Origin of the sequence: Peptoniphilus sp. DNF00840 (assembly GCF_001553125.1) — a bacterium.
In the GTDB taxonomy this organism is placed as follows: domain Bacteria; phylum Bacillota; class Clostridia; order Tissierellales; family Peptoniphilaceae; genus Peptoniphilus_A; species Peptoniphilus_A vaginalis.
In genome coordinates this window covers 22335-37299 of record NZ_KQ960232.1, presented here as the reverse complement: position 1 = coordinate 37299, position 14965 = coordinate 22335, and the positions used below count along the sequence as shown (strand labels likewise).

Sequence of the window (14965 nt, the reverse complement as noted above, 5' to 3'; positions counted from 1 at the left end):
TGGTGTGAGAGGGCTATTTATTTAGCCCTACTCGATTTGGAAGATTTTTATAAAATCATTTTTCAAATTTTATCATCTTATAATTTTTATATTTAATTTTAACATTAACTTTCTAAACTTATTAATTTAAATTTTTTCATTTAACTTAATCTTTATTTTCAAAATTTATTTTCAAAGTTTTCTTAAACTACTTCTTGTCCTTAGACTTATAGAAGTCCACTACAGAAAAGATTGCGTTCACTAGGATGATGTAGTGGTGGTAGAAGGAGAAGTAAACGGACACTATTGGTGCGCCAATCATTTCCATTGGTGTCCTTCCTGCTATGTTCCAAGGGATGTAGACTGGAGTCATAACTGCTGAGTTTTCCATATCAAGGGCTAGCTTGTCTCTGTCGTCATAACTTTCTCTTGCCATTTCATAAGTTAGCATAATCGAAAGAGTTTGGTTAGAAGAAAAAATTGAAATTATTGTAGACATAAGAGGCATAAGCACCATATTAGGTAGCTTCTTAAAAATTTTGTTTACAAATTTCTTCACACCAACTAATAGGTCAGTCTCTTTGAAGAAACCAAAGTAGCCAGAAGAAATTCCAACGATTAGGAGCATCTTGAACATAGAGAAAAAGCCACCGCCGTTGATTAACTTGCCAGCTGGAGAATCCAAATGAAAACCAAAGATTAAGGCATGAAAAACTTCTTTTATAGACTTGTCTTGTAAGACCACTGCAAAGATTATTGAGATTCCTATAGAAATCAACAAATTTTTTCTTAAATCAAGCTTCAAAATTGAGAAGATAATAATGGATAGGGTTGGGAGTATTAGAAGAGGACTGAAATTAAAGAGGCTTCTTATCATCTCAATACTATCCTTGTCGACTTTTGCTTCAATACCAAAATTAAAAATTTGATAAGTAGCAATAGTTAGTATAAGAGGTATGATGCAGGTCCTAAACATATTCTTCAAGTTGGTATAAAGGTCTGTCTTTGTAAGAGTTGCCACCAAGAGGGCTGATGTTGACATTGGTGATGACCTGTCTCCAAAGAAGCCACCTGACAAAATTGCCCCACCACACACAAGAGGGTTGAAGCCCATGGCATTGGAAATTGACATAGATATAATCCCTGCTGTAGAAGCAGTACCAAAACTTGTCCCTGTTAAGAAGGAGATGGAAGCGTTAAAGACAAAGACTCCCACGTAGAAAAATTTAGGAGAGATCAAAGAAGTTCCGTGATAAATTATGTAGGCAATAGTGCCTGAAAGTCTCCAAATTCCTGTTATCATTCCAATGAGGGAAAATACGGTTAAGATAGTCTTGGTGTCCCTTATGCCTGTGTATGCCATAGACCAAATTTCTCTTGGACTAAATTTTCTCATATAAGCATAAATGGATAAGAGAATTAAATTCAAAAAGAGGGCAATTACAATTGAAATATTAAAAATTATTGCCACAAAGAGAATCACCATAAATAAAATTAAAATTAAAATTTCTAGCATCTTTCACCTCGTTGATTTTCTTAACTCTAGCTTTATATTTCTTATTTTATAATTAAGCCTAGATATCTTTCAAGGAAAATTAGAGAAATCTTAATAAATTTGAAAGAAAATTGCAGTTCTTTACTATTGTAATTATTGAAAAGCTTACTATATAATTAAGCTTGGAGGTAGATATGAAAAAATTTTACATAAAAGCAAAGGATACCCTACTTAAAAACAGAAGAAATAAAATTATAGCATTAGTTATACTTGTTCTAGCCCTAGGCTTATGCATAAGACCAATCTTATCTGGACTCGGTGGAGGAAAGGCTGAAGCAATTTCTGAAAACCAAGTTGTAAGCTTAAAGAAGGGAGATGTTACTAACTCCGTCAGTGAAAAGGGAAAGGTAGTTCCATCAAACTCTGTGGAAGTCTTTTCTGAAAAGGCTTTGCCAGTCACTGCAATAAATGTAAAAGTTGGCGACAAGGTTAAGAAGGGCGACATAATTGCCAAGCTTGACTCATCAAGCATAGAGCAACAGCTAAAATCAAGGAAGGCACAAAAGGCAGCTACAGACAAAAACTTGTCGGCTCAAATTTCTGCTGCCAAGAAGAGACTTACTGAAGCCGTGACTGGTCAAAGGTCTGGCAAGAGTCCTGCCCTTGTTGCAGCTGAAACATCTTTGACCCAAGCTATGGACCAGTACCTTGCAGCAGAGAAGTCCTACAATGACTTCAAGAGAAGCCTTGACGAGAAATACAACCAAGGTCTTGTGGCAGAGAAGGGCTCAAGAGAAAGTCTTGCCTACCAAGAAGAAGCAACAGACTTAAGATACAAGCAGTTGGTAGATGACCTAAACAAGAACAGGGATAAGATTTCTCAAAACAAGTCCCTTGCCTATGGTGCATCAAGGTCCAAGGACTATCTCCAAGCTGATTTAGACAATGCCAAAAGGAGACTTACTGAGATTGGAATTGAAATATCTGATCTTCAAGGTCAAATAACTGAAAAACAAGGAGAACTTGTAGGCGAAGGAAGACAAAATATCCAAGGTTCTCCTAAGAATAATAATTTAAATTCAGAAAAAAAGAGTATCAACGCAGGCACTCTTGAAAGTAAAATTGTTGAGAACACTACAGTGGGAAAAAATTCTGACACTAAAAATATCCAAAATGAAATAGAAAACCTAAAAAATAAAATCAAGAGCCTAACAAGAGAACAAGCCGAAACAGAAATTCAAATTGGAAAAATTTCTGAAGACCTAGCCACTGCCAAGGCTGATGAACAAAAATACCAAGCTGAAGCCGAGGCCCTTGAAAAGGAAATTGAAGGCCAAGCAAAGCAAGTTGAATCCACAAGCCTCGAAGTGAGAAAGGCTAAGGAAGACCTATCAGCCGATGCCGACAAGGCATTAAAGGCAGGTAAATCTCGTCAAGACGAATTAAAAACCCTTGAACAAAGTCTTGAAGCTGCAAAGGACAACTACGAAAGTGCCAAGAAAAATCTGGAATCAACTAAAATCCAAGTTGCCAATGAAATCTCTGGTCTAAGGGACAACCTAAAGACAACTCAGGCAGGAGCCAATAATTTAGATAATGTAGAAATTGAAAATCTAAGCGAAGAACTTGAAAAAGTTATGATAAAGGCGCCAGCAGATGGAACTGTTACAGAAGTCCCAGCCAAGGAAGGTCAAGTGCCAACTGGCTACCTTGTTAAAATCGAAACCATTGACAAGCTTAGGATAGAATCACAAATTAAGGAATACGATAAGAACTCCATCAAGGTGGGAACAGAAGTTGAAATGACATCAGACTCCCTTGTGGGACAAGTCTACAAGGGCAAGGTCATCTCCATTGACCCAGCACCAATGCCAGTAGCTGATGACAACAAGTCTGGCGAAGTCCTCTACAAGACTGTAATAGAAATTGATGAGGGGCAAGAAGAGAAGTTTGCCCCAGGTATGACCCTTAGGGTTAAGTACATCATTAGTCAGGAAGAAAACACCTTCAAGGTGCCAAGTGATGCCATCTTCGAACGAGATAACAAGTCCTATGTCCTTGGCCTAAAGAAAAAGGGAAAGGATAACTATCAGGTAGAAAAAGTTGAAGTGACAAGGGGACTTGAAAATGATGCAGAAACTGCCATCAAGTCCAAAGACCTCAAAGAAGGGGACAAGGTCCTTGCAACATCAGGAGGCTATGGAGAAGGCAGCCTGGTTAATATTACAAAAAACGTCGAAGCCGAAGAGAAGGATGCAAATGACAAGTAAGCTTATAAAAATGGAGGACATAAAAAAGTCCTTTAACATAGGGAAAGAAAATGAATTGGAAATCCTTCATGGCATAAACTTTGAGGTAAATGATGGCGACTTTGTATCAGTTGTGGGTCAATCTGGCTCAGGCAAGTCAACCCTTATGAACATCATTGGACTTCTTGATAGACAGACTTCAGGCTACTATGAGTTAAACGGAGTTGACATTTCCACCCTAAAGGACAGCGACCTATCAGCCTACAGGTCCAAAAAAATTGGTTTCGTCTTTCAAAACTTTAACTTAATTCCCAGGTCCAACGCCCTAAAAAATGTTGAACTCCCCATGACCTATGCAGGAATGGGTAAAAAAGAAAGAGCCGAAAGGGCGGAAAGGCTTCTTGAAATCGTAGAGATGAAGGACAGGATGGGTCACCTTCCTAACGAGCTATCAGGTGGGCAAAAGCAGAGAGTTGCCATAGCTAGGTCCATGGCAAATAACCCTGACATCATCTTGGCAGACGAGCCAACGGGAGCCTTGGACTCCAAAACTGGGAGGAATGTAATGGATCTCTTCCACAAACTCAATAAAGAGGACAAGAGGACCATAATCATCATCACCCACAACATGGAACTCGCCAAGGAAGCAGGTAGGATTTACAAGATGACTGACGGACTTTTGGAGGAGATTTAATGGATATACTAGAAACAATAAAACTCTCCCTTGAAGGACTGAGAGCCAACAAATTAAGGTCCTTCCTCACTATGCTGGGGATAATAATTGGCATCGGGTCAGTAATCGGCATCACAACAATTGGGAATGCCCTTAGCAAGTCAGTCAACAAGGCCTTTGACTCCATAGCCAACACAGCAGTCCAAATTTATGTAAAGACAAAAAACACTGACAGTGATGGGGGCGATCTTTACGACTCCGATTACTTATCAGAAAATATAATAAACTATTTAGAAGCTCAAAAGGGCAGGACCATTGAAGACCTAGTCTACCAGGGAGCCAGTGGTCAAGGCTATGTCAAAGAAGGGAGAAACAAGGAAGCAGTATCCATAGTTTCCACATCAGAGGGCGAAAAAAATATTTTCAAACTCAAGATGGTTGCCGGCAGATTTTTAAATGAAGAAGACGTGGCAAGGGGCAAGTCTGTTGCAGTAATATCAGACAAGGTCCTTGAAAAAGTCTACAAGATCCCAGCACCAGAAGTCTTAGGTCAAGAAGTAAAAATTGACGTCAATGGTAAACTCCTAGTTGCTACAATAATTGGAGTCTACAAGTACGAAGAGATGAAGGTCATGGGTCAATCACTTAACGGGTCAAGCTCATCACTTTACATCCCAAGGACAACAGGGGACAGAGAACTTTTGACAGAGCCAAGGACATCCTACTACGATATCTCCATGACTTTGAAAAACCCTGACACCATAGAAGAAGATGCCAAGTCCCTAGTTGATGATTTAAATGCCAAATTCTACAAGGACAACCCACGAGCAGAAGTTACCTATAACTCAGCTAAGAGCGAAATATCACAAATGAACTCCGCCATGGGGTCCATCCAAGTTGCCATAGGAGCCATTGCAGCCATCTCCCTTTTAGTTGGGGGCATTGGCGTAATGAACATCCTACTTGTGTCAGTAACAGAGAGGACGAGAGAAATTGGAATTAGAAAGGCCCTAGGGGCAACCAGGGGTGACATAAGAAAGCAATTTATCATCGAGTCCGTCATCATTTGCATCATTGGAGGATTCTTCGGCATAATTTTGGGGTCTGCAATAGGTATGGTTGGATCCAAACTCTTAAAAGCACCGAGCCTTCCATCCATTAGCTCCATAGTAGTGGCAGTTGGTTTCTCAATGTTAATAGGAATCTTCTTTGGATACTACCCAGCCAACAAGGCAGCCAAGCTAGATCCAATCGAAGCCTTGAGGTACGAATAAGTTGCAAGCTATTGGAAGCTTATAAAGAATAATTAAATATTTGTGCCAGTTTTATGGGGACATATCAATATCTCATTCCAAAAATTGCCCTGCTTTCTAAATCTCGACCTTCGAGTTGAAAGCAAGGCAATTTTTTATATAGTATATTCTTAGCAAGGAGCTTTTAAATTAAATAATTAAGATAGCAAAAATTTCTTCTATAAAAAAACTAGAAAAATGATATACAATTACTTAACAAATCATATATTTATGTTATAATGAATAAAAGAGGTGAGTAAAATGGCACAAATTAATATTAGAGTAGATGAAGATGTTAAAAGAGGGGCAGAATTAGTTTGTCAAGATATAGGTATTTCTATGTCATCTGCAATAAATATATATTTGAAGAAGATGGCAAGGGAACGCAGAATTCCATTTGAACTTTCAGCAGATCCTTTTTACAGCCAAAAAAACATGGACTATTTGGAAAAAAAGTACAGAGAGTATAAAGAAGGAAAGTTAAAATTAATCGAAAGTGAAATAGAATGATGACAATTAAATATATAAAGTGGGATTTCGATGCTTGGCAAGATTATCTTTATTGGGAAAAGAGAGATAAAGTTCTCTTTAAAAGAATTAACCAAATTATTAAAGATATTAAAAGGAGTCCTTTTGAAGGAATTGGCAAGCCAGAAGCACTGAAAAATAATTTATCAGGTTTATGGAGTAGAAGAATAGATAGGGAGCATAGGATTGTTTATCTTGTAGATGATAATGCTATCGTAATACTCCAATGTCGAGGTCACTATTAAAGAAAAAGGTGATGTTGCAGAATGGATGATTCTATTCTGCAACATCACCTTTTTTATTTTTTAAATATTTTCAAAAGTTCCTAGGACTTCTGGTTTTTTATTTCTTACCATGACTTTGCCAAGGGCGAGGACTGTTTCTATTTCTAGAGTTTTTTCATCTAAGAGGTTGATGTCTGCGTCGCATCCAACTTTGATAGAGCCCTTAGTCTTTAGGGACAAGATTTTGGCTGGGTTTGTTGTAAGACCTCTTAGGGCAATCTCTAGTGGGATTTCTTCTTTGAAGACGCACTCTTGTATGGCTTCTAAGAGGCAAGATGATTTGCCAATGCCAAGTCCCAGGTATTCATTCTTTTCGTTGAACATTGGGAAGCTGCCTTGGCCGTCTGATGTGAAGGTGAAGTTGTCTAGGCAGATTTTTTCATCTATGATGCGTTTTAATGCTTTGGAGATTCTCACTTCGCCATATTCTTTTTCCCAGAGGTCGGGGTCATCGGCGCCTGTAAAGTCGCAGTAGCCACCACGTTTTAAATACTTGATACTTTCTTCAAATAGTTCTGGGTTTCTACCGCAGTGGGTTGGCAAAAATTGTGAAATTGGAATTTCTGTTTCGTCAACTGCTCTGTTGAGGTAGGCTAGGTTGGACTTGCCGTCGCCCATGTGGATGTTTATTATCCCAGCCTTACCAGATAGCATACCGGCAACTCTGACGTTGGCAGCAAGTCTTATAAATTCTTCAAAGGTCGGTTGTGAAGATCTGTGGTCGGAGAGGGCAATTTCCCCTGCCCCGATGATCTTGTCTATTGACATGATGTCTTTCATTACATCGCCAGTGAGGGTTGGGGTTGGCACTTGGTAGGCTCCTGTGTAGATGTAGGATGTTATTCCTTCTTCTTCGAGACCTCTTGCCTTGGCAAGTAGGGCAGAGGTATCTCTTGCAAGTCCATCTGTGCCAAGGGTTCCAACTACTGTTGTTACACCAGCTTTTGTTAGGGTTGTAAGTGTTATCTCAGGTGTTCTTGTCTTGAAGCCACCTTCTCCACCGCCACCAAGTATGTGAACGTGGGAGTCTATGAAGCCAGGTGTTAAAATTTTTCCTGTGCCGTCAATTTCTTCTACTTCCATGCAGGACACCTTTAGCTTTATCTCGTCTTCTATGCCTGCAATTTTGTCGCCAAGTATTAGGACGTCCTTTACCCCTAAGAAGTCCGGGCTATAAACTTTTACATTTTTTATAAGTTTAATCATCTTATCACTTCCTATTGAAAATTAATCATTACTGCAATAATTAGGATTATTGAACCAAGTAGGAAGAAGAAGGCTTGCATCTTGATTTGGAATTTCGCCCACTTGGACCAGTCAATACCTGCAACACCAAGGACACCAATTAAACTTGCTGAAACTGGTGTAAAGGCATCCATAAAGCCTGCACCCATTTGGTAGGCAAGGACAGCGATTTGTCTTGAAAGACCAACGAGGTCAGCAAGGGGTGCCATGATAGGCATTGTCAAGGCTGCTTGTCCTGAGTTGGATGTAACAACTAGGTTGAAGAGTGATTGGAAGAGGTACATGCCAATTGCTGCTAGAGCCTTTGGAACTCCTGCGAAGGCATTGCCCATGGAGTAAAGAATTGTGTTTAAGGCAGAGAAGGAATTTGCATCGCTGCCACCAAGTACAATTAGAATACCCTTTGCCATACCTACAACTACTGCAGTGCCTGCTAGGTCTGCTGCACCTGATTGGAAGCAGGAAGCCATATCGTTAATTGTCATATTGTTTAGCTTGAAGATTACAGCTGTAAGTCCTGCTACTAGACCCATTACAAAGAATTGAGATGCGATTTCTGGGATGTAGTAACCTTGCTTCATAACTCCCCAAACTATCCAAACTAATACTGATAGCATTTCAAGTAGGATGATCTTGTGGCCAAGTTTAAATTCTTGGGCTGAGTCGTCTTCTGCTAATTTTTCTCTAAATTTGTTGTCTGTTTCATATACTACTGAGTGACTTGGGTTCTTGCGAATTCTCTCTGCATAAACCATAGTGTAGGCTGCACCAAGTCCTGTTACGATAACCCAGCAGGCAAGTCTAAAGCCTGCACCAGATAGAACTGGTATGCCAGCTATACCTTGGGCAATGGCAACTGAGAAAGGACTCATCCATGAAACTGCGTTGCCAAGTTGTGATGCAACAAAGGTAACTGTAACTGCAACAATGGAGTCGTAGCCAAGGGCAATTACAAAGGGAACCATAACCATGGAGAAGGGGATGACTTCTTCACTCATACCAAAGGTAGCTCCACCAAGTGAGAAGAGATAGAATAAAATTGGAATTGCAAATTTTTCAAGGCCCTTTGTCTTGTTGATTACGGCATAGATACCTGCATCAATGGCACCAGTTGACATAATGATACCAAAGGCTCCACCAACAACTAAAAGAAGTGCAACAATACCAACTGCTGATCCGTACTTATCTCCTGATACAAGACCTTCGAAGAGGTAGTTAAGGAAACCAAAGCCATTAAAGTCATCTGTTCCCCAAATTTTTGCAGTCTTGTTTAAGTTGACAGAATTGTCATAAAACTTGTCTCCATAAAGTCCATAGAGTACATCATCTGTCAAGCCAACCTTGTCAAGGGTAGCTTGGTCCCAAGTGTCTGCTGGAGTCTTTAAAAGTTCTCCAAAGGCCTCTTGGTCTACTTCATTTTCTTCTAAGACAGGCTTGTCTTGGTATAATTTTTCAAGATTTGCTGCTAAGAAGTCCTTGTTGAGAGGATGCATGTACCTAAAGGTATCAGTTTGCAAAACTGTTCTCTTGTCAATTTCGCCAGAGGCATTTTCGAATTCAACTTCGTGAGTTGAGAATTTACCAGCCGGGATTAAAAAAGTTAGACCCCAACAGATAAGAACTACAACAAAAATAATTGCATAAGTGTGTGGCGTTTTGAATTTTGTTAAATCTTTTTTGCTCATAATTTTCTCCTTTCGAGTTAAGATTTTATCCATAGTATTCTTTAAGAGTCTGGGTAAATTTTATGAATTTTATAAAATTAATGAGTTTGTAAAAATTTACGAGGTCCTTAAAGTCAGCTAAGTTATTAAAAAATATAAGCTCGGGGTCTTGGACGAGTTTATAAACTTTTGCAACTTAGTAAATTGTTATGGACTTATAAAAAAGATAGGACCTCCTAGATATTTATAAAGTTTTTGCTTTAAAGGAGTCTACCTTTGTAATTAGTATATATCAAAAGGCCTTCACTTTGTAGAAGCAATCTATTTACTAGGGATTTTTTTATATTTTTTCTTTGACTTACATATACTTGGCTTGTAAGTCATTATAAATGATTTTTATTTAGGGCATAAGAAAAAGCTATGACTTACTCATAGCTTTTCTTAGTATGTTTTCGATTTTGGTTAGTTAATTTTGGTATATTTTTTTAAGAGTGATTTGTTTTAGAATTTTTTAAATTCTTTTGATTTTAAATAATGTCTTTTTAATTGATTTCTTGCTTACTAATTATAAATAATTGATAAATTCGTCCCATGAACTTAGTGGGACATTTTTTTGAATACGTGAACGTATTTATGGAAGAGTTTTTCTAACTCGTCGACTTCGTATTTTTGACTGAAGTCTGACTCCATGATTTCTTCCAAGCTGTGGTGGATCTTGTTGTGGATCTTGACGTCTGAAACTATAGATGTTGAAGTGAGTATGCCGTCGTCATTGATCTTCTTGAAGAACATATTGTTATCATTGATGAAGAAGTTGAACTTGTCGAGACCCATAGCTTGGAGGGGTCTGTTGTCTTTTATGATGTAAAAGTTTATGTTTTTGTTCTTCTTCATAATTGAAATGATGTTGTTCAAGTGGGCTTGAATCTCTTCAGTGGAAAGCTTGGCCCTTAGGGAGCAGTAGAAAATTTCTCCTGTCTCAAAGTATTTTAAAAGGTCTGTCCTAGTTACCAAGAAGTTGATCTCTGCATCAGCAAAGAGTTCTTCCCAAAGGAGTTTGATGCCCTGGACTTCTGTCTTCTTGAAGTCCTTGTCTTTGTCGATTTCTCTTATTATCCTGTCGATTATGGGGTTAGATAGAAGAAATTCAAAGCCATAGTTGGAGAGGAAGAGGAACTCGTTGTCGGAGTAGAAGTACTTCCTGTAGTTGGACTTTGCCAATTCTTCTTCTTGGGAAAGGACTATTATCTTGTTGAGGTCTTTGAAAAGTCCTGTGATGAAGGAGGAGATTTCAAAGAGGGTGTCAAGTTCTTCGCCATGGGTTAAGATGGAGAAGCCTTCTTCCTGCCTAAGGATAAGGTAAGCAGTTTCTCTTACTAAGATAATGTCGTAGTCAATGCCTGGGTCCTCGTAGAGCTCAATGTTGATGTCTGCGTTGTCAGTTATTATCTTTAGGATGTCTAACTTGTCTAGGTTCTTTTTCTTGCAAAGGAGGTGGAGATTAAATTCCACATCCTTATTTAAATTTTTACCTATTTGTAAGAGGATTTGGGCGAAGTGACTATTGATGTCAAAAGTTGCCCAGATGTCAACTTTTTTCTTTTTCCCAATTATTCTCTCCAAGCTCTCTCTTAGGTCCTTGTCAAGGGAAGAGTTCTTGAAGATTAAGTTTGTATTTGAGACTGTCTCTGGGGGTAGGTCTTGGTTGGAGTCCATGTAAGCTTCGTTTAAGAGTTTGTAGATCAAGACTTCTAGGCCCTTTATTGAATCACCCTTTAAGACATCCTTGTTGTTCATCTTAAAGGCTATGAAGAAGTCCTCCACCTTGCCTTCTTCTATGATGACCTTGGCAAATAGGGAGGATAGTTTTCTATTTATAGTGTAGATGTTCTTAGATGAAGGTAACTTCCTCCCGCTATTCCACTTACTTATGTAGGATATGTCATAACCCAAGCTAAAGGCAACAGTGGATAGTTTTGTATTTGTTAAGTCTATTAAAGTTTTAAAAGCTTGTCTGTATTGCCACATAATATCTCCTCAATCTCTTGTAAATACAAGATAATTATATTAGTAACTTGAATAAAAGTCAAATAGTTGAGGAATAATTCAAGATATTTCAAACAGGAAAACAATTTTTTTTAAGTGGTCCATTATATAATATTGATAATAATATTTTTAATGAATTATTGGAGGGAAAAATGGTAAATTATAACGCTGTTACAGATAATGTGATAGAAGAAATTAAAAATGCTGTATCAGGCAAAGTTTATGTTGGAGAAGAGATTAACATCGACTTCTTCCATGATGAAATGCCTATCTATGGCGAAGGACAACCTGAATTAGTTGTTGATGCAACTAATGCTGAAGAAATTGCTAAGGTTGTAAAAATTTGTAACGACAATAAGATTCCTGTTGTTCCAAGAGGTGCAGGTACTGGTCTTACTGGTGCCGGTGTTTCTAGACATGGTGGAGTTATGATTAATATGCAATCAATGAACAAGATTCTTGATTATGATGAAGAAAATATGGTTGTTAAAGTTCAACCTGGCGTTCTATTAAATGACCTTGCTGAGGACTGTCTATCAAGAGGTTATATGTACCCACCTGATCCAGGTGAAAAGTTTGCTACTTTAGGAGGAAACGTAGCAACTAACGCTGGTGGTATGAGAGCTGTTAAGTATGGTACTACTAGAAACTATGTACGTTCAATGGAAGTTGTTACTCCAACTGGTGAAATCACTACTTTTGGTGCAACTGTTTCTAAGACTTCTACTGGTTATTCTCTAAAGGACCTTATGATTGGTTCTGAAGGTACTCTTGGTATTATCACTGAGCTTACTCTTAAGATTATCCCAGCTCCAAAGGAAACTATGTCTTTAATCGTTCCTTACGAAGATCTTGACACTTGTATTTCTACTGTTCCAAAGTTATTTAAGGCTAACTTAAATCCTCAAGCAATTGAGTTCATGGAAAAAGAAATTGTTAATATGTCAGAAATCTACATTGGAAAGTCAACTTTCCCTAAGGAATTAGAAGGAATTGATATTGGTGCTTACCTTCTTATCACTTTTGATGATGAAGATGAAGATGCACTTAACGATATTGTTGAACAAGCTGCTGAAGTTCTTATGGAAGCTGGAGCAATTGACATCCTAGTTGCTGACACTCCAAACAAGATGAAGGAAGCTTGGGCTGCTAGATCTTCTTTCCTAGAAGCTATTGAATCTCAAACTAAACTTCTTGACGAATGTGACGTTGTAGTACCTATTAACATGATTGCTAAGTATGTTCATTATGTTAACGAAAGAGCTAAGGACTTCCCATTTGAAGTTAAGTCTTTCGGTCACGCTGGTGATGGTAACTTACACATTTACACTTGCTCAAACGATATGGAAAAAGAAGAATTCATTAAGCAAGTTGATGTATTTATGAATGACATCTACAAGAAGGCTTATGAATTTGGCGGACAAATTTCTGGTGAACACGGAATCGGATTTGGTAAAAAGACATTCCTACACGAATTTGAAGGCGCAGTTAACACTGAGTTAATGAGAGGAATTAAGAGAGTATTCGATCCAAACTTAATTCTTAACCCAGATAAAGTTGTTTAATAGAAGGAGATTTTAATAAATGTCATATTTAATTTCAGAAGAAGCACAGGACTTACTTTTAGATATTAGAAATTTTTGCGAAAAAGAAGTTATAGAAGTTTGTAAAGAAGCAGATAGAACTGGAGAATTTCCAGCAGAACTTTATGAAAAGGCAAAGGAACAAGGTTACTTTGCCCTTGAAGTTCCTGAAGAACTAGGTGGACCTGGTCTTTCTAGGGTTGATGTTGCTGCCCTATTCGAAGAAATGGCTAAGGCTGATGCTGGTTTTGCAACTACTATCTCTGCTTCAGGTCTTGGTATGAAACCAGTTCTTATTGCTGGAAACCAAGAACAAAAAGAATATGTTGCTGACGTAACACTTGAAGGCGGACTTGGTGCTTTCTGTCTAACTGAACCAGGTGCTGGTTCTGATGCTAGTGCAGGAACTACTACTGCTGTTAAGGATGGCGACGAATACGTATTAAACGGAAGAAAGTGCTTCATCACTAATGGTGCAGTTGCTTCTTACTACTGTATTACTGCAGCTACAGACAAGTCACAAGGTGTTAGGGGTCTTTCAATGTTCCTAGTACCTGCTGGAACTCCTGGACTAAGTGCTGGTAAGGAAGAAGACAAGATGGGAATTAGAACTTCAAACACAACTGACGTTGTTCTTGAAGATTGTAGAATTCCTGCTAAGAACCTTATCGGACAAGAAGGACAAGGCTTCTCAATAGCAATGAAGACTCTTGACCAAGCTAGAGCATGGATGGGTTGTATTGCTGTTGGTATTGCTCAAAGAGGAATCAACGAAGCTAAAAAATATACAACTGAAAGAATTCAATTTGGTAAACAAATTAATAAGAACCAAGCTATCCAATTTAAATTAGCTGATATGGACATTCAAACAGAAGTTGCAAGACAAATGGTTGCTAACGCTCTTACTAGAATGGACATGGGACTAACTTACAATAGAGAATCTGCAATTGCTAAGTGCTTTGCTTCTGATATAGCTATGAAAGTTGCTGAAGATGCTATCCAATTATTTGGTGGATATGGATACTCAAGAGAATATCCTGTTGAAAAGCTTCTAAGAGATGCTAAGATCTTCCAAATCTTTGAAGGTACTAACGAAGTTTTAAGAATAGTTGTTGCTAATAATTTATTGAGAGGTTAAGGATTAAATAATGAATATTCTAGTATTTATAAAAGAAGTGCCTGATGACTCAGTAGCAGTTTCTGTCCAAGGGGACAGAGCTGCTATCTGTGATATCACACCTGTTGTTAATGCTTTCGATACTTACTCCCTTGAAATGGCTGTAAGACTTAAGGAAGCTAATGAAGAAAGTCAAGTAGTTGTAGTTTCTATAGGAAATGAAGAGGTTAAAAACTCTCTTAAAAACTGTCTAGCAGTTGGTGCTGACAAGGCTTACTTAGTTAAGAATGACGATTATAGAAAGCTTGATGCTAAGGCTATAACAGAAATTCTTATGGGAGCAAGAGAAAAATTAGAAGCAGAACTTGGTGCTTTTGATGTAATTTGCTTCGGTAAAGAAACTACAGATGCAGAAGCTTCACAAGTTGGAGTTTACTTTGCAAACAAGTCTGATCTTGGTGTTGTTACATCTGTTATCGCAATGGAAAAAGATGGGGACAAGCTTGTTACTAAACAAGAGATTGATGGTGGTTATAGACAAGTTGAAACACTACTTCCATCTGTTGTAACAATTGCAAAACCAGACTATGAACCAAGATACCCTACTATAAAATCTAAGATGGCTGCAAGAAGACAAAAGATTGATGACTTTGAAGTAGAAGCAACTTCTAGCCCAATCCTTGAAGAAGTTAAGGACTTCGAACCTAAGAAGAGGGAAGCTGGAGTTAAGATCCAAGAAGAAGAAGTCGAAGCTACTGTAGCTAAGGCTATTAGCCTAATGTTAGAACAAAAGGTTTTATAATAGGAGGA

General features: G+C 38.1%; 12 protein-coding genes. 8 read left to right on the top strand and 4 right to left on the bottom strand.

All coding sequences use genetic code 11. From position 1 onward, the window contains the following. Positions 1-187 precede the first annotated feature (187 nt). Positions 188-1495, bottom strand: a complete 1308-nt coding sequence (locus tag HMPREF1864_RS06350; RefSeq protein ID WP_062571980.1) for a Na+/H+ antiporter NhaC family protein — start codon at positions 1493-1495, stop codon at positions 188-190. Between the two features lie 173 nt (positions 1496-1668). Between HMPREF1864_RS06350 and HMPREF1864_RS06345 the strand changes: the two genes are divergently transcribed. From HMPREF1864_RS06345 to HMPREF1864_RS06325, 5 genes are all read left to right on the top strand, one after another. Continuing rightward, positions 1669-3744 (top strand): efflux RND transporter periplasmic adaptor subunit, encoded by a 2076-nt coding sequence (locus HMPREF1864_RS06345; protein WP_062571979.1) that lies wholly within the window; start codon positions 1669-1671, stop codon positions 3742-3744. Continuing rightward, positions 3734-4417: an ABC transporter ATP-binding protein gene (locus HMPREF1864_RS06340; RefSeq protein ID WP_062571978.1), complete on the top strand. Its 684-nt coding sequence runs from the start codon at positions 3734-3736 to the stop codon at positions 4415-4417. The genes HMPREF1864_RS06345 and HMPREF1864_RS06340 overlap by 11 nt, the downstream gene beginning before the upstream one ends. Next, positions 4417-5670, top strand: coding sequence for an ABC transporter permease (locus HMPREF1864_RS06335; protein WP_062571977.1), 1254 nt, complete (start codon positions 4417-4419; stop codon positions 5668-5670). Before HMPREF1864_RS06340 ends, HMPREF1864_RS06335 begins: the two co-directional genes overlap by 1 nt. A 279-nt stretch (positions 5671-5949) precedes the next feature. Beyond that, positions 5950-6198 carry a type II toxin-antitoxin system RelB/DinJ family antitoxin gene (locus HMPREF1864_RS06330; protein WP_005957381.1) on the top strand — a complete coding sequence of 83 codons (249 nt, stop codon included), beginning with the start codon at positions 5950-5952 and terminating at the stop codon, positions 6196-6198. Further along, a complete protein-coding gene (locus HMPREF1864_RS06325; protein WP_062571981.1) occupies positions 6198-6461 on the top strand; it encodes a Txe/YoeB family addiction module toxin in 264 nt (87 codons plus the stop codon). Before HMPREF1864_RS06330 ends, HMPREF1864_RS06325 begins: the two co-directional genes overlap by 1 nt. A 60-nt stretch (positions 6462-6521) precedes the next feature. On the opposite strand, the gene iadA is transcribed toward HMPREF1864_RS06325, so the two are convergent. From iadA to HMPREF1864_RS06310, 3 genes are all read right to left on the bottom strand, one after another. Further along, the gene (gene iadA / locus HMPREF1864_RS06320) at positions 6522-7706 is read right to left on the bottom strand and encodes a beta-aspartyl-peptidase (protein ID WP_062571976.1); all 1185 of its coding nucleotides are present in this window, start codon (positions 7704-7706) and stop codon (positions 6522-6524) included. 11 nt (positions 7707-7717) lie between these two features. After that, positions 7718-9430 (bottom strand): putative basic amino acid antiporter YfcC, encoded by a 1713-nt coding sequence (gene yfcC, locus HMPREF1864_RS06315; RefSeq protein WP_062571975.1) that lies wholly within the window; start codon positions 9428-9430, stop codon positions 7718-7720. Between the two features lie 576 nt (positions 9431-10006). Continuing rightward, positions 10007-11437: a hypothetical protein gene (locus HMPREF1864_RS06310; RefSeq protein WP_062571974.1), complete on the bottom strand. Its 1431-nt coding sequence runs from the start codon at positions 11435-11437 to the stop codon at positions 10007-10009. Positions 11438-11607: 170 nt separating this feature from the next. Between HMPREF1864_RS06310 and HMPREF1864_RS06305 the strand changes: the two genes are divergently transcribed. From HMPREF1864_RS06305 to HMPREF1864_RS06295, 3 genes are read left to right on the top strand one after another with little or no spacing between them, the layout of a single operon-like run. Further along, positions 11608-13020 carry an FAD-binding oxidoreductase gene (locus HMPREF1864_RS06305; RefSeq protein ID WP_062571973.1) on the top strand — a complete coding sequence of 471 codons (1413 nt, stop codon included), beginning with the start codon at positions 11608-11610 and terminating at the stop codon, positions 13018-13020. Positions 13021-13039: 19 nt separating this feature from the next. Next, on the top strand, positions 13040-14176 hold the full coding sequence (locus tag HMPREF1864_RS06300; protein WP_062571972.1) for an acyl-CoA dehydrogenase family protein: 1137 nt from the start codon (positions 13040-13042) through the stop codon (positions 14174-14176). Positions 14177-14186: 10 nt separating this feature from the next. Further along, on the top strand, positions 14187-14957 hold the full coding sequence (locus tag HMPREF1864_RS06295) for an electron transfer flavoprotein subunit beta/FixA family protein (RefSeq protein ID WP_062571971.1): 771 nt from the start codon (positions 14187-14189) through the stop codon (positions 14955-14957). Positions 14958-14965: the final 8 nt, after the last annotated feature.